This window comes from Streptomyces sp. NPDC029164 (genome assembly GCF_055563995.1).
In genome coordinates, this window is record NZ_JBVHWW010000006.1 from 174,142 (window position 1) to 192,448 (window position 18,307).

Here is an 18,307-nt window from a genome sequence, read left to right on the forward strand (position 1 = left end):
CGGAAATGACTGGTCACGGGTGAGCAAACTCACACAGCCGTGGCCATTACTTCCTGGTTCGGCGGGGGATTCAGATGTTTAGCCTTGCCCCTTAAAGGGTTGGCGCCAGGGTTGGTGCATCGACAGCCGACACTCACAGATCGAACCGAGGACCCCGAACTCCCATGAAGACGACGATGATGTTCCGCAACATAGCCAACCCCCGCCGCACCACCCTCGCGCACCTCAAGGACGCCGAGGAGCTGCAGGCGGCGCCGGCCACCCCGGAACACTCCGTCGAGCTGCCCACGCAGACGGCCAACCCGCGGCGCACGGTCCTCATGGACGCGCCGGTCGCCGCCGCCGCGCAGTAACCGCACAGCTGCGGAACGCGAAGCGTCCCTGCCCGCCGCGTTAGCCTGGGGTCCGCAGACTCCAGCCGCGGACATACAGAGGGGCAGACGCAACACGTGCGCATCGCCAGGTTCTCGATCGACGGAAATGTCGCGTTCGGCGCGGTCGAGGGCAGCACCGCCCCCGGCGACGAAGCGACGCTCGTGCTCGACATCATCAAGGGCATCCCGTTCGCGGACTTCGAGCTCTCGGGCACGAAGGTGCCGCTGAGCAAGGTCCGGCTGCTGCCGCCCGTGCTCCCGAACAAGGTCGTGGCCATCGGCCGCAACTACGCGGAGCACGCGGCAGAGCTCGGGAACGAGGTTCCGGACGCGCCGATCACCTTCTTCAAGCCCTCCACCTCGGTGGTCGGCCCCGGTGATCCGATCACGTACCCCTCCTTCTCCCAGGACGTCCACCACGAGGCGGAGCTCGCCGTGGTCATCGGCCGCATGTGCCGGGAGGTCCCCAGGGAGCGCGTCAAGGACGTCATCCTCGGCTACACCTGCGCCAACGACGTCACCGCGCGCGACGTCCAGCAGCGGGAGAAGCAGTGGGCCCGGGCCAAGGGCTTCGACAGCGCCTGCCCCCTCGGCCCCTGGATCGAGACCGACCTGGACCCGGGCGACCTGACCATCCAGTGCACCGTGAACGGCGAACAGCGCCAGCTCGGCCGCACCAGCGACATGGTCCGCTCCATCGAAGACCTCGTCGTCCACATCACCGAGGCCATGACGCTGCTCCCGGGCGACGTCATCCTCACGGGGACCCCGGCCGGAGTCGGCCCCCTGAACGTCGGCGACGAGGTCGCCGTCACCATCGAAGGCATCGGCACTCTCACCAACAAGGTGATCAAGCGTGGTTAACGGACCTGTCCGCGTACGTTTCTGTCCCTCCCCGACCGGCAACCCCCATGTGGGTCTGGTCCGCACCGCCCTGTTCAACTGGGCGTTCGCCCGCCACCACGGCGGTACGTTCGTCTTCCGCATCGAGGACACCGACGCGGCCCGCGACTCCGAGGAGTCGTACGGCCAGCTGCTCGACTCGCTGCGCTGGCTCGGCTTCACCTGGGACGAGGGCCCCGAGGTGGGCGGCCCGCACGCCCCGTACCGCCAGTCCGAGCGCATGGACATCTACGCGGACGTGGCCCAGCGCCTGCGCGACGGCGGCTACGCCTACGACTGCTACTGCACGACCGAGGAGCTCGACGCGCGCCGCGCCGCCGCCCGCGCGGCCGGCAAGCCCTCCGGCTACGACGGCCACTGCCGCGAGCTGACCCAGGTCCAGCTGGAGGCGTACCAGGGCGAGCACCGCCCCTCGATCGTCCGCTTCCGGATGCCCGACGAGCCGATCACCTTCACCGACCTGGTCCGCGGCGAGCTGACCTTCACGCCGGAGAACGTGCCGGACTTCGGCATCCTGCGGGCCAACGGCGCTCCGCTGTACACGCTGGTCAACCCGGTCGACGACGCGCTGATGCAGATCACGCACGTGCTGCGCGGCGAGGACCTGCTGTCCTCCACCCCGCGCCAGATCGCGCTCTACAAGGCGCTGATGGAGCTCGGTGTCGCCACCGGCATCCCGCAGTTCGGCCACCTGCCGTACGTCATGGGCGAGGGCAACAAGAAGCTCTCCAAGCGCGACCCCGAGGCCTCGCTCAACCTGTACCGCGAGCGCGGCTTCCTCCCCGAGGGCCTGCTGAACTACCTCTCGCTCCTCGGCTGGTCCTTCTCCAAGGACCAGGACGTCTTCTCGATCGAGGAGATGGTCCAGAAGTTCGACATCGACGGCGTGAACGCCAACCCGGCGCGCTTCGACCTGAAGAAGGCCGAGTCGATCAACGGCGACCACATCCGCCTGCTCGACCCGAAGGCCTTCGCGGACGCCTGCGCCCCCTGGCTGCGGGCCCCGCACGCCAACTGGGCGCCCGAGGACTTCGACGCCGAGGCCTGGGAGCGCATCGCCCCGTACGCACAGACCCGCGTCACGGTCCTGTCGGACATCACGGCCAACGTCGACTTCCTGTTCCGGAAGGAGCCGGTCGAGGACCAGGCCTCGTGGGACAAGGCGATGAAGGGCGAGCCGGCGGCCCTCCTGACGACGGCGCGCGAGAACCTGGCGAACGCCGACTGGTCGGACCCCGAGTCCCTCAAGCAGGCCGTCCTGACCGCCGGCGAGGCCCACGGCCTCAAGCTCGGCAAGGCCCAGGCCCCGGTCCGCGTGGCCGTCACCGGCCGCACGGTCGGCCTGCCGCTCTTCGAGTCCCTGGAGATCCTGGGCAAGGACCGCTCCCTGGCCCGCATCGACGCGACGCTGGCCAAGCTGGCCGCCTAGCTCTCCCCGTACGTCCCGCAGGGGGCGGCAGCCGACATGGCTGCCGTCCCCTCGGCGCGTGTGACCGGGGTCACGAAGTGTCGGTATTCAATGGTATTCTCGCGGCATGGCTGACACGACCATAAAGATCACCGAAGAGGCTCGTGACCGGCTCCGGCTCCTCGCCGAAGAACGGGGTCTCAGTACCCGGGCGTACGTCGAGCGGCTGGCGGCGATGACCCCCGTCGAGGCGGAGCGTGCCGAGCGAACCGCGCGTGCGGTCGCGTACGTACGGGCCAATCTGCGGTCGGACTTCACCGACGAGGACGTGCGCGAGGGGGAGCGCTGGCGCGATGCGATCGCCGCACGCCAGGTGGGCGGCCGTAGGTGATCATCCTGGACCACACCGCGGTCCTCGCGCTGTGTCGCGGACACAGGCTCCTGTCCGGCATCGCCGTCGTGGAGGTTGACGATCCGTCCCGGCGCGCCCACGTGCCGGCCTTGTGTCTCGTCGCCGCCGGCATGGAACTGCCGGGAACGGCCGCTCACGTGGGCGCGTTGCCGGGCCTGGAGTTCCTGCCGCTCGACTTCGCGGGTGCCGCGACCGTCGAGGACGTCTCGGCGTCCGGGATCGACTGGCGGTATGCGCACGCCGTGTTCGCGGCGGCGTCCGGTGCGGTGGAGGGGCAGGTGCTGACCGCGACGCCCGAGGCGTACGACGGAACGGGTGTCTGGGCCGTCGACATCGGGAAGCCGTAGAACGGGCCCCGGGGGCACCAATGCGGGCGTAGGCTCGGCCCCATGCCGATCCGCGCCGTGCTGTGGGACATCGACGACACCCTCTTCGACTACACGGGGGCCGATGCCGCCGGGCTCGCGCGGCAGCTGGAGACCGAGGAACTCGCGGACCGGTACGGCACCCCCGCGCAGGCGCTCGCGCTGTGGCGGGCAATCACCGACCGGCACTGGGCGCGCTTCGCCGCCGGTGAGGGCAGCTTCCAGGGGCAGCGGCAGGAGCGGGTACGGGAGTTCCTGCAGCAGCCCGCGATGACCGCGGACGAGGCCGACGCCTGGTTCGACCGCTACGTCGAGCACTACAAGGCCGCCTGGACCGTCTTCCCCGACGTGGTGCCCGCCCTGGACGCCCTCGCGGCCGGCTACCGGCACGGGGTGCTCTCCAACTCCTCCGGCGCCAACCAGGACCCCAAGTTGCGCCACCTGGGACTGCGCGACCGCTTCGAGGTGCTGGTCTGCGCCGTGGAACTCGGGGTCAGCAAGCCCGACGCGGAGGCCTTCCTGGCCGCGTGCGAGGCGCTCGGGCTGCCGCCGGGGGAGGTGGCGTACGTGGGTGACCAGCCGGAGATCGACGCCCGTGGGGCCCGTGACGCCGGACTGCTGCCCATCTGGCTGGACCGGACCGGCGGCCGCGGCCGGGGGCCGGACGGCGTGCACCGCATCGAGGGCCTTGACCGGCTTCCGGAGCTGCTGGCAGGGGATACCCGTTTTGGAGCACGGTCAGGCATCCGGTAATGTTCTTTCTGCGCCGCCGGAGCGGGCCGAAAGGCCGGACGGAGGCGCCACCCAAAGAAGAGGCCCCGCAAGGGGTTGACTTTTGGTGGGGTATAGTGTAATTGGCAACACGAGGGTTTCTGGTTCCCTTATTCTAGGTTCGAGTCCTGGTACCCCAGCGCAGTGCAGCAGTAACGCAGTGCTTTGCCCCCGTTGTGTAGCGGCCTAGCACGCCGCCCTCTCAAGGCGGTAGCGCCGGTTCGAATCCGGTCGGGGGTACAGATCCTTCCCGCGAGATCTCCAGGGTCGCACCCGGACGTCTTGATGCAGGATCGCTAGGGCCCCCGTTGTGTAGCGGCCTAGCACGCCGCCCTCTCAAGGCGGTAGCGCCGGTTCGAATCCGGTCGGGGGTACTGTTGGTCTGGTCTAGACCACTTTGGGCTATAGTGTAATTGGCAACACGAGGGTTTCTGGTTCCCTTATTCTAGGTTCGAGTCCTGGTAGCCCAGCGCAGTAACAGCAGCACCAGCTAGCCCCCGTTGTGTAGCGGCCTAGCACGCCGCCCTCTCAAGGCGGTAGCGCCGGTTCGAATCCGGTCGGGGGTACGCATCGAAGAGGCCCTCCGCGTTCATCGCGGAGGGCCTCTTCGCCGTTTCCGGCCCGGACGCCGGCACCCGGTACAAGTACGGGCCCGGCGGCGCGTGTTCGGACGTGTGCGGCGTCGTACGCGCCCCCGGGCCCGGGGGTGGGATAAGGGACTGTTGTGGGTCAGCCGGAGCGGCGCAGGGCCTCCGTGAGGCGAGCGGCCGCGTCGATGACGGCCTGGGCGTGCATCCGGCCCGGGTGGCGGGTCAGCCGCTCGATCGGTCCGGAGACCGACACGGAGGCCACCACGCGGTTCGACGGCCCGCGCACCGGCGCCGACACGGAGGCCACGCCGGGCTCCCGCTCGCCGATCGACTGCGCCCAGCCGCGACGCCGGACGCCCGAGAGCGCCGTCGCCGTGAAGCGCGCGCCCTGCAGCCCGCGGTGGAGCCGCTCGGGCTCCTCCCAGGCCATCAGGATCTGCGCGGCCGAACCGGCCTTCATCGGGAGCGTGGAGCCCACCGGGACGGTGTCCCGAAGGCCCGACAGCCGCTCCGCGGCCGCCACGCAAATGCGCATGTCTCCCTGACGGCGGTAGAGCTGCGCGCTCTCGCCCGTCACGTCACGGAGGTGGGTGAGTACCGGTCCCGCCGTGGCCAGCAGGCGGTCCTCGCCGGCCGCGGCGGCGAGCTCCGCCAGCCGCGGACCGAGGATGAACCGGCCCTGCATGTCCCTCGCCACCATCCGGTGGTGTTCCAGTGCCACGGCAAGGCGATGTGCCGTGGGTCGTGCGAGCCCTGTCGCCGCGACCAGCCCGGCGAGGGTGGCCGGACCGGACTCCAGTGCGCTCAGTACCAGAGCTGCCTTGTCGAGAACGCCGACGCCGCTAGAGTTGTCCATGAAACGATATTCGCGTCTCACACTGTGAAACGCAAGTTCAATTTTTCCAAGAACCAGCGAGTCTGTATGTGCGGGTCCACGAACCACTGGGTCCGAGCCGTCGTCCAGGACGTGGGGTACGGGCGACAGGCGCACAAGATCTCTATGAAGCGCCGGCACAACCGGCCGGCCGGAGGGAAAGCGATGGGTAGGACACTCGCGGAGAAGGTCTGGGACGACCATGTCGTCCGGCGCGCCGAAGGCGAGCCCGACCTCCTCTTCATTGATCTGCACCTGCTGCACGAGGTGACCAGCCCGCAGGCCTTCGAGGGCCTGCGTCAGGCCGGCCGCAAGGTCCGACGCCTCGACCTCACCATCGCGACCGAGGACCACAACACCCCCACCCTCGACATCGACAAGCCGATCGCGGACCCGGTCTCCCGGGCCCAGCTGGAGACGCTGCGCAAGAACTGCGCCGAGTTCGGCGTCCGCCTGCACTCGCTGGGCGACGTCGAGCAGGGAGTCGTCCACGTGGTGGGACCGCAGCTGGGACTCACCCAGCCCGGCACCACCGTGGTCTGCGGTGACTCCCACACCTCCACGCACGGCGCCTTCGGCGCGCTGGCCTTCGGCATCGGCACCAGCCAGGTCGAGCACGTGCTGGCGACCCAGACGCTGCCGCTGGCCCGCCCGAAGACGATGGCGATCACCGTCACCGGCGCGCTGGCCGAGGGTGTCACCGCCAAGGACCTGATCCTGGCGATCATCGCCAAGATCGGTACCGGCGGCGGCCAGGGCTACATCCTGGAGTACCGCGGCGAGGCCATCGAGCAGCTCTCGATGGAAGCCCGCATGACCATCTGCAACATGTCGATCGAGGCCGGCGCCCGCGCGGGCATGATCGCCCCCGACCAGACCACCTTCGACTACCTGCAGGGCCGTGACCACGCCCCCGAGGGCGAGGACTGGGACGCGGCGGTCGCGTACTGGAAGACCCTGCGCACCGACGACGACGCGGTCTTCGACGCGGAGGTCGTCATCGACGGCACCACGCTGTCCCCGTTCGTCACCTGGGGCACCAACCCGGGCCAGGGCGCGCCGCTGTCGGCCAACGTCCCCGACCCGGCTTCGTACGAGGACGCTTCGGAGCGCCTGGCCGCCGAAAAGGCCCTGGAGTACATGGGGTTGACCGCCGGGCAGCCGCTGCGCGACATCAAGGTCGACACCGTCTTCGTAGGTTCCTGCACCAACGGCCGCATCGAGGACCTGCGCGCCGTCGCCGGCATCGTCGAGGGCCGCAAAGTCGCCGACGGCGTACGGATGCTGGTCGTCCCGGGCTCGGTCCGCGTCGCCCTGCAGGCCGTGGAAGAGGGCCTGGACAAGGTCTTCAAGGAGGCCGGCGCCGAATGGCGGCACGCGGGCTGCTCGATGTGTCTGGGCATGAACCCCGACCAACTGGCGCCCGGTGAGCGCTCCGCGTCCACCTCCAACCGCAACTTCGAAGGCCGGCAGGGCAAGGGCGGGCGCACCCACCTGGTCTCCCCGCAGGTGGCCGCCGCCACCGCGGTGCTGGGCCATCTGGCCTCGCCCGCCGACCTGTCCGCCGCCGACGCGACCGCCGGAGTCTGAACCATGGAAGCCTTCACCACCCACACCGGCCGGGCCGTCCCGCTGCGCCGCAGCAACGTCGACACCGACCAGATCATCCCGGCCCACTGGCTGAAGAAGATCACCCGCGACGGGTTCGAGGACGGGCTCTTCGAGGCCTGGCGCAAGGACCCGGAGTTCGTCACGAACCGCCCGGAGCGCGCCGGCGCGACCGTGCTGGTCGCGGGCCCCGACTTCGGTACGGGTTCCTCGCGCGAGCACGCCGTCTGGGCCCTGCAGAACTTCGGCTTCAAGACGGTCATCTCCTCCCGCTTCGCCGACATCTTCCGCGGGAACTCGCTGAAGAACGGCCTGCTGACGGTCGTGCTGCCGCAGGAGACCGTCGAGCAGCTGTGGAAGTTGACCGAGGCGGACCCCACCGCCGAGATCACGGTCGACCTGGTCGACCGCCAGGTGCGAGCCGAGGGCGTCGTCGCGGAGTTCGAGCTCGACGACAACGCCCGCTGGCGTCTGCTGGAGGGCCTGGACGACATCTCGCTCACCCTTCAGAACGAAGCGGACATCGCTGAGTACGAAAGCACCCGCCCGGCCTTCAAGCCGCGCACGATTCGGGCCTGATTCCTGCCTGATCAGCGCTTATTCACCCTAGGGTGATCACATCGGCCACACTGTGCCCCCCGCCTTCCGGCGGGGGGCACAGCCGTTTGTTGAGGCCCCGTGAGGCGACAACTCGCCCCAGATGGCACAATCTGTGCATGGAACGCGACAGTCAACTCGAGCTCTACGAACTCGTCGCGGACCGGTTGAAAGAAGCACACACACGGGTGCGCTCACTGCAAGTCCCGGAGGGCGTAAGGATGGCGCTGTCCCGGAAGCTGTTGGTCGTCACGGCCGCGGCGAAGCACGATCTCGCCGATGCGGCAAGGCGCCTGGACAGGTTGATGAAGGACCTCGACGAGGGTCGATTCCCTGAAGGCGACTGATGCGAAGGAACTCCGTAACGGCCTCCAGCGTTGCGGCACTAGGGTGATTAGCCCGTTTCGTGTTTGATTTGCGGTATATATCCGCCTAACGTGCGAAATAAGCTTGAACACATTCGTTCTGGCGAAGTCTCCGAAGGGGAAGACGTGAACAAGGCGCAGCTCGTAGAAGCGATTGCCGACAAGCTGGGCGGCCGCCAGCAGGCCGCGGATGCTGTCGACGCGGTACTGGACGCGATCGTCCGCGCTACCGTCGCGGGCGACCGGGTCTCGGTCACGGGCTTCGGCTCGTTCGAGAAGGTCGACCGTCCGGCCCGTTACGCCCGCAACCCGCAGACGGGTGAGCGCGTCCGGGTCAAGAAGACCTCCGTGCCCCGATTCCGCGCCGGCCAGGGCTTCAAGGACCTGGTCAGCGGCACCAAGAAGCTGCCCAAGGGCGGTGAGGTGTCGGTGAAGAAGGCGCCCAAGGGCAGCCTCACCGGTGGCGCCTCCGCGACGGTCAAGAAGGCCGCCGCGAAGAAGGCCACCACCGCCAAGAAGGCCGCGGCAAAGACCACGGTCGCAAAGAAGGCGACGGCGAAGAAGACCACCGCGACCGCCAAGAAGGCGGCGGTGAAGAGCACGGCCACCACGAAGAAGGCCACGGCCACCGCCAAGAAGGCGGCGGTGAAGAGCACCGCCACGGCGAAGAAGACCACGGCCGCCGCGAAGAAGACCGCCCCGGCGGCCAAGAAGGTCACCGCCGCGACGAAGGCGCCCGCCAAGAAGACGGCGACGCGCAAGGCCACCGCGAAGAAGACCACGGCCCGCAAGAAGTAGGGATACGGGTCACACACGCCGGGCCGGCTTCCCCCTGTTGGGGAAGCCGGCCCGCGGTGCGTTCCGTCGCAGGTCAGACGGCCGGACGGCCGGACCGTCAGAAGGTCTGCAGCGTCACCAGGGTGATGCGCAGGTCCGCGCCCTCGCCGTCCGTCTCGATCCGGACCCGCTGCCCGGGCCGCAGCAGCCGCAGGCCGCCCGCGTCGAAGGCAGGGGCCTCGAAGGGCACCGGGGTGCCGTCGTCCAGCAGCACACTGCCGCTGCGGGTCTGGGAGTCGTACGTGTACGCGGTCGCCTGCATACCGGCACTGTATCGGGCCGTGTGACGCCCCACACCGAGGGCGAGCGCCGTCCGCAGATCCGCCGCCGTATCCACGTCCCGGCGCACACTGTCGACGTCCGCCAGAGCGATTTCCACCGCCCCCGAGGCCGAATGCCTGGCCCGTGACGGCCCGCCGAAGGAGGGGGCCAATTCCACGTCCGGCGCAGCGGAAAGCAAGGTCGTCCCGATTCCGGCCGCATCCGCCAGAAATGCCCGCGGAAATACCGAGGCGTTTTCGAGCACGCGTAGCAATTCGGGGGCCCGCAGCGCCGGCAGATCGGCGTTCATCGCGGCCACCGCGGCACCGGGCCGCCCCGACCGCACCGCCCGCGCCCCATGGGCCAGCGCCGCGTTGAGTCCGGCCGCCGGGGCGTCCGGCACGATCCGCGCGCCCAGCCGGGACAGTTCCGCACCGGCCGCCGCGTCGTCCGTGACGACCACCACATCCGCGACCGCCGCGCAGGCCAGAGCCCCTGCGACGGTGTCCTGCGCGAAGGCCAGCGCGAGCCCCGGACGGGAGGCGCCCACGGCCGCCGCGAGACGGCTCTTGGCGAGCGCCAGAGGCTTCAGCGGGACCACCAGACTCCAGACGGCGTTCGTGACGGACCCCTTCCCTGCGGTGCGCTCCGGCCCATCCCCGGACCATGGTCAGGTCATGGCGGGGTCATGTGTCGGCCCATTGTCGCCCCGCCCGGGCGACCCGGGAGCCCGGTGGCGTGAGCGGGGCGTACGGTGTTCTCGACAGAGACCGGTCCCGGGGCGACACTTGTCCGGCCGACGAGGTGCCCGAGTTCCCCCAGCCTCCGCTGGGAGGTACCCCCGCCCACCGGTCCAGAGGAAAGGTGTCCGAGTGTCCCGCCGCAGAATCGGCTTCTGGTACCGCCTGGCGGCGGTCATCGCAAAACCGCCGCTGGTAGTGCTCTTCAAGCGGGACTGGCGGGGAATGGAGCACATTCCGGCCGAGGGCGGCTTTATCACCGCCGTCAATCACAACTCGTATCTGGACCCGCTGTCGTACGCGCACTTCCAGTACAACACCGGCCGAGTGCCCCGATTGCTCGCGAAGGCGGCCCTCTTCAAGGTCCCTATTGTCGGGTCGATCCTGCGCGGCTCCGGTCAGATCCCCGTCTACCGGGAGAGCACCAACGCCCTGGACGCATTCCGGGCAGCGGTGGGCGCGATCGAGCGCGGCGAATGCGTGGCCTTTTACCCGGAAGGCACCCTCACCCGTGACCCCGACATGTGGCCGATGGCCGGCAAGACCGGCGCCGCCCGTGTCGCACTGATCACCAGGGCGCCCGTCATCCCGGTGGCCCAGTGGGGCGCGAACCTCGCGATGCCGCCGTACGCCGAGGAGAACAAGGTCCGCCTCTTCCCGCGCAAGACCCTCCGGGTGCTCGCCGGACCGCCGGTGGACCTCTCCGCCTTCTACGACCGCGACCCCACCCCGGACGTGCTCAAGGAAGTCACCGAGGTCATCATGGCCGCCATCACCGCGCTGCTGGAGGAGGTGCGGGGAGAGACCGCGCCCGAGCAGCCGTACGACCATCGCAACGCCAGGGCGGAACAGCGGCGCAAGGCCGCAGGGGAGGGCAAGAAGTGACACGTCCCGTGAAGGCGACCGTCTTCGGAACAGGCTCGTGGGGCACGGCCTTCGCCATCGTGCTCGCCGACGCCGGATGCGAGGTGACCCTCTGGGGCCGCCGGCAGGAGGTGGTCGACGCCATCAACACCGGCCGGACCAACCCGGACTACTTCCCCGACGTCGAACTCCCCGAGAACCTGCGGGCCACCACCGACCCGGCCGAGGCCGCGGCCGGGGCCGACTTCACCGTCCTCGCCGTCCCCTCCCAGACCCTGCGCGACAACCTCGCCGCGTGGGCGCCCCTGCTGGCCCCCGACACGGTGCTCGTCTCCCTCATGAAGGGCATCGAACTCGGCACCGCCAAGCGGATGAGCGAGGTCATCGAGGAGGTGGCCAAGGTCCCCGCCGAGCGCATCGCCGTGGTCACCGGCCCCAACCTGGCCGCCGAGATCGCCGCCCGCCAGCCCGCCGCCTCCGTCGTCGCCTGCGTGGACGAGACCGTGGCACAGCGCCTCCAGGCCGCCTGCCACACCCCGTACTTCCGCCCGTACACGAGCACCGACGTCACCGGCTGCGAGCTCGGCGGCGCCGTCAAGAACGTCATCGGCCTCGCCGTCGGCATCGCCGACGGCATGGGCCTGGGCGACAACACCAAGGGCTCCCTCATCACCCGAGGACTCGCCGAAGCCACCCGGCTGGGCGTGGCGATGGGCGCCGACCCGCTCACCTTCTCCGGCCTCGCGGGCCTCGGCGACCTGGTCGCGACCTGCTCCTCGCCGCTCTCCCGGAACCACACCTTCGGCACCAACCTCGGCCGCGGGATGACGCTGGAGGAGACCATCGCGGTCACCAAGCAGACCGCCGAGGGCGTCAAGTCCTGCCAGTCGGTGGCCGATCTGGCCCGCCGGCACGGGGTCGACATGCCCATCACCGACACCGTCGTGGACATCGTCCACCACGGCAAGCCGACCCTGGTCGCGCTGAAGGAACTGATGGGCCGCAGCGCCAAACCGGAACGTCGCTGACTCCGTTCCGGACGCATGAGCGGGTACTCTCGTGGCGATATGAGCAGCGAGAACCTCTCCCAGACCCCTGAGCAGCAGGGCCGCAAGCCCCGCGTGGCCGTCGTGTTCGGCGGCCGCAGCTCGGAACACGCCATCTCGGTCGTCACGGCGGGCGCCGTGCTGCGCTCCATCGACCGGTCCAAGTACGAGGTGCTGCCCATCGGCATCACCACGGACGGCCGATGGGCGCTGACCGCCGACGAGCCCGAGCGGATGGCCATCGCCGACCGCCGGCTCCCGAGCGTCGAGGAGCTCGCCGACTCCGAGGACGGCGCCGTCGTGCTCTCGGTCGACCCCGCGAGCCGCCAGGTCGTCTACACCGAGCCGGGCGCCGTTCCGAAGGCCCTCGGCGAGGTCGACGTCGTCTTCCCCGTCCTGCACGGCCCGTACGGCGAGGACGGCACCCTCCAGGGCCTCCTGGAGCTGTCCGGCATCCCGTACGTCGGCTCGGGCGTCCTCGCCTCGGCCGTCGGCCAGGACAAGGACTACATGAAGCGGGTGTTCACCTCCTTCGGGCTGCGCGTCGGCCCGTACGTGACCATCCGCCCGCGCGAGTGGGAAGCCGACCGGGACGCCGCCAAGGCGAAGATCCTGGACTTCGCCGCCGAGCACGGCTGGCCCCTGTTCATCAAGCCCGCCCGGGCCGGCTCCTCCATCGGCATCACCAAGGTCGACGACGCATCCGGCCTGGACGCCGCCGTCAAGGAGGCCCGGCGCCACGACCCGAAGATCATCGTGGAGGCGCTGCTGCGCGGCCGCGAGATCGAGTGCGGGGTCCTGGAGTTCGAGGACGGTCCGCGCGCCAGCGTGCCCGCCGAGATCCCCCCGGTCTCCAGCCACGACTTCTACGACTTCGAGGCGAAGTACATCGACTCCGCCTCCGGGATCGTGCCCGCCCCGCTCACCCCGGAGCAGACCGCCGAGGTGCAGCGGCTCGCGATCGAGGCCTTCGAGGCCGCTTCCTGCGAGGGCCTCGTGCGCGCCGACTTCTTCCTCACCGAGGACGGCACCTTCGTCATCAACGAGATCAACACGATGCCGGGCTTCACGCCGATCTCCATGTACCCGCTGATGTGGCAGAAGACGGGCGTCGCCTACCCGGAGCTGGTGGACCGCCTGATCCAGGCCGCCCTCAGCCGCTCCACCGGGCTGCGCTAGGCCGGTACGCGAACACACGACGACCGCCCGCCGGGATGCCCGGCGGGCGGTCGCTGTGAGTGCGAGCGGTCTGCCGGCCGGGGCCGGCGGGGATCAGTACGAGGAGAAGCCCAGGGGAACCGTCTTGGAGATCGCCGCGGACAGCCCGACCAGCATCCCCGCGTCCGTGGCATGCTCCTTGTCGACCAGGACCTCCGTGTACGCCTTCCGCATCCCGGAGACGAAACGGAACCCCCCGTCGGACTGCTTGTCCAGCAGCCAGGCGACGTCGTTGACGTGGACGCCCTCCTGCTTCTCGTCCAGCATCTCGGGGGGCTTGGGGACACCGCACCGCAGTACGATCGCCGAGCCGCCCCACGCGGCCGTCAGAGCGGACTCCGGATCGGTCCGGGTCCGCTCCAGGCCGGCCACCGTCTCCGGAAGCTCCTCGTGCAGTGCCGCACAGAGCTCCCCGATGGCGGCGGGCGGCGTGGGCGGCGGATCCACCCGGGCCTCGGAACCGCCCGGTGAGCACGCCGCGAGGCCCAGCAGGGCCAGCGCGGCGGGCAGGGCCAGGACACGGAGGGGCCGGCGGTGAGTGGTCATCACCGGCCAAGAGTAGACGGGGGCTACAGATGGACCACCGGGCAGGTCAAGGTGCGGGTGATCCCGTCCACCTGCTGGACCTTGGCCACGACCATGCGGCCGAGCTCGTCCACGGTGTCGGCCTGGGCGCGCACGATCACGTCGTACGGGCCGGTCACGTCCTCGGCCTGGATCACCCCCGGGATCTGGCCGATGGACTCGGCGACGAACGACGCCTTGCCCACCTCGGTCTGGATAAGGATGTACGCCTGTACCACGGAACCTCCAGGGCGGCCACGAGGATCATTTCCCCTAACCTTCGGGTGGGCCCCACACGCTCGACAGGGCCGGGGGAAGAAGGGACGCCACGGTACCGCGTCGCCGTGCGCCGCGGGGAGACCTGCGGGCCCGGCGCCACGCACAGCGGGGCGTACGGAGAGCAGAAGTTGACGTATCTGTTGACGGTACCCAGAGCTGTGACGGCTCGCGACCGCAAGCGGACTGGCCAAGAAGGGGCACAGCGATGAAGGGCACTGTGGGCGAGCTGGGGGAGTTCGGGCTGATCAGGGAGCTCACCTCACGGCTCACCACCACCCCGGCGGTCCGGCTCGGACCGGGCGACGACGCCGCGGTGGTGTCGGCCCCCGACCGGAGGGTCGTGGCGAGCACCGACATCCTCCTCGAAGGCCGGCACTTCCGGCGCGACTGGTCCACGGCCTACGACGTCGGCCGCAAAGCCGCCGCGCAGAACCTCGCCGACATCGCCGCCATGGGCGCGGTCCCGACCGCGCTGCTGCTCGGCCTCGTCGTCCCCGCCGAACTCCCGGTCACCTGGCCCACCGAGCTGATGGACGGCATCCGCGACGAGTGCCAGGTCGCCGGCGCGGCCGTGGTCGGCGGGGACGTGGTCCGCGGCGACGTCATCACCGTCGCCATCACCGCCCTCGGCGACCTGCGCAACCACGAGCCCGTGCTGCGCTCCGGCGCCCAGCCCGGCGACGTCGTCGCCGTCACCGGCTGGCTGGGCTGGTCCGCCGCGGGCTTCGCCGTGCTCTCGCGCGGCTTCCGCTCCCCGCGGGCGTTCGTGGAGGCGCACCGGCGCCCCGAACCGCCGTACCACGCCGGCCCCGCGGCGGCCGGGCTCGGCGCCACCGCCATGACCGACGTCAGCGACGGCCTGATCGCCGACCTCGGGCACATCGCCGAGGCCAGCAAGGTACGGATCGACCTGCACTCGGGGGCCGTCGACATCCCGACCCAGATGCACGACATCGGGCAGGCCGTCGGCGTGGACCCGCTGCAGTGGGTGCTCACCGGGGGAGAGGACCACGCGATCGTGGCGACCTTCCCGCCCGACGTGAAGCTCCCCGCCCGCTGGAAGGTCATCGGCGAGGTGCTGAACCGCTCCGCGCTGCCCCAGGTGACCGTGGACGGCGCGCCCTGGACCAGCACCGGCGGCTGGGACCACTTCGGGGCCGACCCGGCCGCCCAGGACGGCGCGCCGTGAGCACGGCCCCGCCGCTGTGCCTGACCGTCGCCGGATCCGACTCCGGCGGCGGCGCGGGCATCCAGGCCGACCTCAAGACGATGCTCGCCCTCGGCGTCCACGGCATGAGCGTCGTGACGGCCGTGACGGCACAGAACTCGCTCGGGGTGCGGGGAGCCTGGGAACTGCCCGCCGAGGCCGTCACGGCCCAGTACCGGGCCGTCGTGGACGACATCGGCGTGCAGGCCGTGAAGACCGGGATGCTGTCCTCCGCCGTGCTGGTCGAGACGGTCGCGGCCCTGCTCGCCGACACCCCCGCCCCCGCGGTCGTGGACCCGGTGGGCGTCTCCAAGCACGGGGACGCGCTGCTCGCCGCCTCCGCGCTGGACGCCGTACGCAAGGAGCTGCTGCCGCGGGCCACCCTGGCCACGCCCAACCTGGACGAGGTGGCACAGCTCACGGGCGTGCGGGTGGAGACCGAGGAGGACATGCGGCGGGCCGCCGACGCGATCCTCGGCTTCGGGCCGCGGTGGGCGCTGATCAAGGGCGGACACCTCGCGGCGCACGGCGACGAGGCGGTGGACCTGCTCACCGACGGCACCGAGGAGCGGTGGCTGCGCGCCCCGCGCCACGACAACCGGCACACCCACGGCACGGGATGCACCCTCGCCAGCGCGATCGCGGCGGGCCTGGCCAAGGGCCTGGCCGTCCCGGAGGCGGTCGCGGCCGCCAAGGAGTACGTCACGGGCGCCATCGCCGCCGGCTTCGCGCTCGGCGGGGGCATCGGCCCGGTGGATCACGCCTGGCGGTGGCGCTGAGCCCCGCCGGACAAGGCAAAAGGCCGGTTCACCAGAGGTGAACCGGCCTTTTTGGCAACCGGAAAGGGCTGCGCTACGACGGGAGGCGTCAGCGCGAGACCTTGCCGGCCTTGATGCACGAGGTGCAGGCGTTGAGGCGCTTCGGCGTCCCATTGACCACGGCACGGACGCGCTGGATGTTCGGGTTCCAGCGACGCGAGGTGCGGCGGTGCGAGTGGGAGATGTTGTTGCCGAAGCTCGGCCCCTTGGCGCAAACGTCGCAGTTGGCAGCCACAGGTCACTCCAAGACTTCAGATGCAATTACAGTGAAACCGGCGCACCGGAATCAGAGATCTGAAGTGGTTTGCCGGGGAATGGCCCGACTCTCATCGGGCAACCGGAGCAGCATACAACGACTGCGTCCGTCCAAGAAAACTACCATGACCGCCGCTGCCCCCGCCCCGCGGTCCGGACGTCCGGGCAGACCTTGGCTACCCTGCGGTGAACCCTGGCCCGCACAAGGAGGAACGCCCGGTGCCGCACGAGTCGCAGCCGCAGCGCCCTGACGAGCTCGACGCCGAATCGGTGCGCACCTGGAGCTCGCTGGCCCTGGCAGCACTGGGCCGGGCCCGCGAGGACATCGACGCGATCAACGTCTACCCGGTCGCCGACGCGGACACCGGAACCAACCTCTACCTCACCGCCGAATCCGCCGACCGCGCACTGGACGACGCCTTCGCGAAGGTGACCGAGGGCACAGCGCCCACCTCCCTGGCGCGCGCCGTACGGGCCTGGGCGCAGGGCGCGCTCGTCGGGGCCCGGGGGAACTCCGGGACGATCCTGGCGCAGCTGCTGCGCGGAGTGGCCGACGTACTCGGCGACGAACCCGCGGCGGCGGGGACCGCGCAGGCCGGCTCCGCGGCGGCCGGGCCCGGGGCGGCCGGACCCTGGGAGCGCGGCTCCGGTGCGCTGCTGGCGCGGGCACTGACCCGGGCCGCCGAGGAGGCGTACGCCGCCGTCTCGCACCCGGTGGAGGGCACCATGCTCACCGTCGCCGGCGCCGCCGCCCGGGCCGGCGAGGCCGCCGGCGCCGCCGCCGGGACCGCGGCCGACGTGGCCCGCGCCGCCTACGACGGGGCCCGCGCCGCCCTGGCCGAGACCCCCGGCCAGCTCGCCGCACTCGGCCGGGCCGGAGTGGTCGACGCCGGGGGCTGCGGGCTGGTCGCCGTACTCGGGGCCCTGTGGCAGGCGCTGTCCGGCCAGGAACCGGCCGCCGAACCCGTACGCGGCCGGGCGGTGCCCGTGCCCCGGCCCGCGGACCCCTGCGCGCAGGAGGAGGAGGGGCCCGCGTACGAGGTGATCTACCTGTTGGAGGCCACCGAGGCGGCCGTCGGTGAACTGCGCGAACGGCTCGACGGGCTCGGCGACTCCCTGGTCGTCGTCGGCGGCGACGGGCTGTGGAACGTCCACGTGCACGTCGACGACCCCGGCGCGGCCGTGGAGGCCGGAGTCGTCGCCGGCCGGCCGTACCGGATACGGATCACGCACTTCGGGGACGAGCGGCGCCGGGGGCGTGTCGAGCGCGCCCAGCGGGCCGTGGTCGCCGTGGTCCCCGGCGAGGGACTGGCCGGCCTGTGCGGGGAGGCGGGAGCCACCGCCGTGCTCGTGCGCTCCGGAGAGGTCCCCGCCGCCCCCGAACTGCTCGACGCCATCCGCCGCGCCCACGCCCGCGAGGTGGTCCTGCTGCCGGGCGGCGCCGAGCTGCGCGCCGCCGCGGCCGCCGCGGCCGAACAGGCCCGCGCCGAAGGGGTGCGGGTGGCCGTGATCCCCACCCGCTCCGCGGTCCAGGGGCTGGCCGCCCTCGCCGTGCACGACCCGGACGGCAGCTTCGACGAGGACGTGGTCGCCATGACGGCGGCGGCCGGCGCCACCCGGTACGCGGAACTGGCCGTCGCCGAACGGCAGTCCTTCACCTCCGCCGGCATCTGCCAGGCCGGCGACGTGCTCGGCCTCATCGACGGGGACGTCGCCGTGATCGGCTCGGACCTGGCCGAGACCGCCGAGGCGGTCCTGGAACGGATGCTCGGCTCCGGCGGCGAACTCGTCACCCTGGTCCTCGGACCCGACGTGGCGGACGCGCTCGCCGAGCGCCTGGAGGCGTACGTCCAGCACGGCCACCTGGCCGTGGACACGGTGACCTATCGGGGCGGCCGGTACTCGGCGCCGCTCCTCATCGGGGTGGAATAGCGGGCTTGTCAGCGCCATG

At 70.9% G+C, this 18,307-nt stretch carries 20 protein-coding genes, 5 tRNA genes and 1 pseudogene; 21 read left to right on the forward strand and 5 right to left on the reverse strand.

The window, feature by feature from the left end; genetic code table 11:
* Positions 1–164: 164 nt before the first annotated feature.
* The 11 genes from ACZ4VT_RS08410 (at position 165) to ACZ4VT_RS08460 (ending at position 4,799) form a co-directional block, all read left to right on the forward strand.
* Positions 165–353, forward strand: a complete 189-nt coding sequence (locus tag ACZ4VT_RS08410; protein ID WP_362859859.1) for a hypothetical protein — start codon at positions 165–167, stop codon at positions 351–353.
* Between the two features lie 96 nt (positions 354–449).
* Complete coding sequence (locus ACZ4VT_RS08415) at positions 450–1,238, forward strand: fumarylacetoacetate hydrolase family protein (RefSeq protein ID WP_030708445.1); 789 nt, start codon at positions 450–452, stop codon at positions 1,236–1,238.
* Positions 1,231–2,706: a glutamate--tRNA ligase gene (gltX, locus tag ACZ4VT_RS08420; RefSeq protein WP_467947755.1), complete on the forward strand. Its 1,476-nt coding sequence runs from the start codon at positions 1,231–1,233 to the stop codon at positions 2,704–2,706. The genes ACZ4VT_RS08415 and gltX overlap by 8 nt, the downstream gene beginning before the upstream one ends.
* A gap of 106 nt (positions 2,707–2,812) precedes the next feature.
* Complete coding sequence (locus ACZ4VT_RS08425) at positions 2,813–3,076, forward strand: hypothetical protein (RefSeq protein ID WP_467947756.1); 264 nt, start codon at positions 2,813–2,815, stop codon at positions 3,074–3,076.
* Positions 3,073–3,444: a PIN domain-containing protein gene (locus ACZ4VT_RS08430; protein ID WP_467947757.1), complete on the forward strand. Its 372-nt coding sequence runs from the start codon at positions 3,073–3,075 to the stop codon at positions 3,442–3,444. The genes ACZ4VT_RS08425 and ACZ4VT_RS08430 overlap by 4 nt, the downstream gene beginning before the upstream one ends.
* A gap of 42 nt (positions 3,445–3,486) precedes the next feature.
* On the forward strand, positions 3,487–4,215 hold the full coding sequence (locus tag ACZ4VT_RS08435) for an HAD family hydrolase (RefSeq protein ID WP_467947758.1): 729 nt from the start codon (positions 3,487–3,489) through the stop codon (positions 4,213–4,215).
* Between the two features lie 86 nt (positions 4,216–4,301).
* Positions 4,302–4,373: transfer RNA gene (locus ACZ4VT_RS08440), tRNA-Gln, on the forward strand.
* Between the two features lie 27 nt (positions 4,374–4,400).
* Positions 4,401–4,473: transfer RNA gene (locus ACZ4VT_RS08445), tRNA-Glu, on the forward strand.
* A 61-nt stretch (positions 4,474–4,534) separates the two neighbouring features.
* Positions 4,535–4,607 (forward strand) — tRNA-Glu (locus ACZ4VT_RS08450).
* A 24-nt stretch (positions 4,608–4,631) separates the two neighbouring features.
* Positions 4,632–4,703: transfer RNA gene (locus ACZ4VT_RS08455), tRNA-Gln, on the forward strand.
* 23 nt (positions 4,704–4,726) lie between these two features.
* Positions 4,727–4,799: transfer RNA gene (locus tag ACZ4VT_RS08460), tRNA-Glu, on the forward strand.
* A 163-nt stretch (positions 4,800–4,962) separates the two neighbouring features.
* Here ACZ4VT_RS08460 and ndgR read toward each other — a convergent pair.
* A complete protein-coding gene (ndgR, locus tag ACZ4VT_RS08465; protein ID WP_007266782.1) occupies positions 4,963–5,679 on the reverse strand; it encodes an IclR family transcriptional regulator NdgR in 717 nt (238 codons plus the stop codon).
* A gap of 183 nt (positions 5,680–5,862) precedes the next feature.
* Here ndgR and leuC point away from each other — a divergent pair, with 183 nt between their 5' ends.
* From leuC to ACZ4VT_RS08485, 4 genes are all read left to right on the forward strand, one after another.
* Positions 5,863–7,287, forward strand: a complete 1,425-nt coding sequence (leuC, locus tag ACZ4VT_RS08470) for a 3-isopropylmalate dehydratase large subunit (protein WP_467947760.1) — start codon at positions 5,863–5,865, stop codon at positions 7,285–7,287.
* A 3-nt stretch (positions 7,288–7,290) separates the two neighbouring features.
* The gene (gene leuD, locus ACZ4VT_RS08475) at positions 7,291–7,884 is read left to right on the forward strand and encodes a 3-isopropylmalate dehydratase small subunit (protein WP_362808916.1); all 594 of its coding nucleotides are present in this window, start codon (positions 7,291–7,293) and stop codon (positions 7,882–7,884) included.
* 137 nt (positions 7,885–8,021) lie between these two features.
* Positions 8,022–8,249 (forward strand): SCO5555 family protein, encoded by a 228-nt coding sequence (locus ACZ4VT_RS08480; protein ID WP_030009267.1) that lies wholly within the window; start codon positions 8,022–8,024, stop codon positions 8,247–8,249.
* A 144-nt stretch (positions 8,250–8,393) separates the two neighbouring features.
* The gene (locus ACZ4VT_RS08485; RefSeq protein ID WP_467947763.1) at positions 8,394–9,065 is read left to right on the forward strand and encodes an HU family DNA-binding protein; all 672 of its coding nucleotides are present in this window, start codon (positions 8,394–8,396) and stop codon (positions 9,063–9,065) included.
* Positions 9,066–9,366: 301 nt separating this feature from the next.
* Here ACZ4VT_RS08485 and cofC read toward each other — a convergent pair.
* Positions 9,367–9,969: pseudogene (cofC, locus tag ACZ4VT_RS08490) on the reverse strand (2-phospho-L-lactate guanylyltransferase); the annotation flags it as partial.
* 268 nt (positions 9,970–10,237) lie between these two features.
* Here cofC and ACZ4VT_RS08495 point away from each other — a divergent pair.
* The 3 genes from ACZ4VT_RS08495 to ACZ4VT_RS08505 are packed head-to-tail and all read left to right on the forward strand — an operon-like array spanning position 10,238 to position 13,194.
* Complete coding sequence (locus ACZ4VT_RS08495; protein WP_467947764.1) at positions 10,238–10,990, forward strand: lysophospholipid acyltransferase family protein; 753 nt, start codon at positions 10,238–10,240, stop codon at positions 10,988–10,990.
* Complete coding sequence (locus ACZ4VT_RS08500) at positions 10,987–11,997, forward strand: NAD(P)H-dependent glycerol-3-phosphate dehydrogenase (RefSeq protein ID WP_467947765.1); 1,011 nt, start codon at positions 10,987–10,989, stop codon at positions 11,995–11,997. Before ACZ4VT_RS08495 ends, ACZ4VT_RS08500 begins: the two co-directional genes overlap by 4 nt.
* Before the next feature lie 39 nt (positions 11,998–12,036).
* Entirely contained in the window at positions 12,037–13,194 is a 1,158-nt protein-coding gene (locus ACZ4VT_RS08505; RefSeq protein ID WP_467947767.1) for a D-alanine--D-alanine ligase family protein, read from the forward strand.
* 93 nt (positions 13,195–13,287) lie between these two features.
* Here the strand turns inward: ACZ4VT_RS08505 and ACZ4VT_RS08510 are convergent, their stop codons facing one another.
* A complete protein-coding gene (locus ACZ4VT_RS08510) occupies positions 13,288–13,779 on the reverse strand; it encodes a DUF3515 domain-containing protein (protein WP_362809034.1) in 492 nt (163 codons plus the stop codon).
* Positions 13,780–13,802: 23 nt separating this feature from the next.
* On the reverse strand, positions 13,803–14,036 hold the full coding sequence (locus ACZ4VT_RS08515; protein ID WP_327416637.1) for an Lrp/AsnC family transcriptional regulator: 234 nt from the start codon (positions 14,034–14,036) through the stop codon (positions 13,803–13,805).
* 245 nt (positions 14,037–14,281) lie between these two features.
* On the opposite strand from ACZ4VT_RS08515, the gene ACZ4VT_RS08520 reads away from it, so the two are divergent.
* Complete coding sequence (locus ACZ4VT_RS08520) at positions 14,282–15,265, forward strand: thiamine-phosphate kinase (RefSeq protein WP_030708470.1); 984 nt, start codon at positions 14,282–14,284, stop codon at positions 15,263–15,265.
* Positions 15,262–16,062 carry a bifunctional hydroxymethylpyrimidine kinase/phosphomethylpyrimidine kinase gene (gene thiD / locus ACZ4VT_RS08525; protein ID WP_467947769.1) on the forward strand — a complete coding sequence of 267 codons (801 nt, stop codon included), beginning with the start codon at positions 15,262–15,264 and terminating at the stop codon, positions 16,060–16,062. Before ACZ4VT_RS08520 ends, thiD begins: the two co-directional genes overlap by 4 nt.
* Before the next feature lie 88 nt (positions 16,063–16,150).
* On the opposite strand, the gene rpmB is transcribed toward thiD, so the two are convergent.
* Positions 16,151–16,336 carry a 50S ribosomal protein L28 gene (gene rpmB / locus ACZ4VT_RS08530; protein ID WP_007266795.1) on the reverse strand — a complete coding sequence of 62 codons (186 nt, stop codon included), beginning with the start codon at positions 16,334–16,336 and terminating at the stop codon, positions 16,151–16,153.
* A 239-nt stretch (positions 16,337–16,575) separates the two neighbouring features.
* Here rpmB and ACZ4VT_RS08535 point away from each other — a divergent pair, with 239 nt between their 5' ends.
* Entirely contained in the window at positions 16,576–18,288 is a 1,713-nt protein-coding gene (locus ACZ4VT_RS08535; RefSeq protein WP_467947771.1) for a DAK2 domain-containing protein, read from the forward strand.
* The last annotated feature ends 19 nt before the right edge of the window (positions 18,289–18,307 follow it).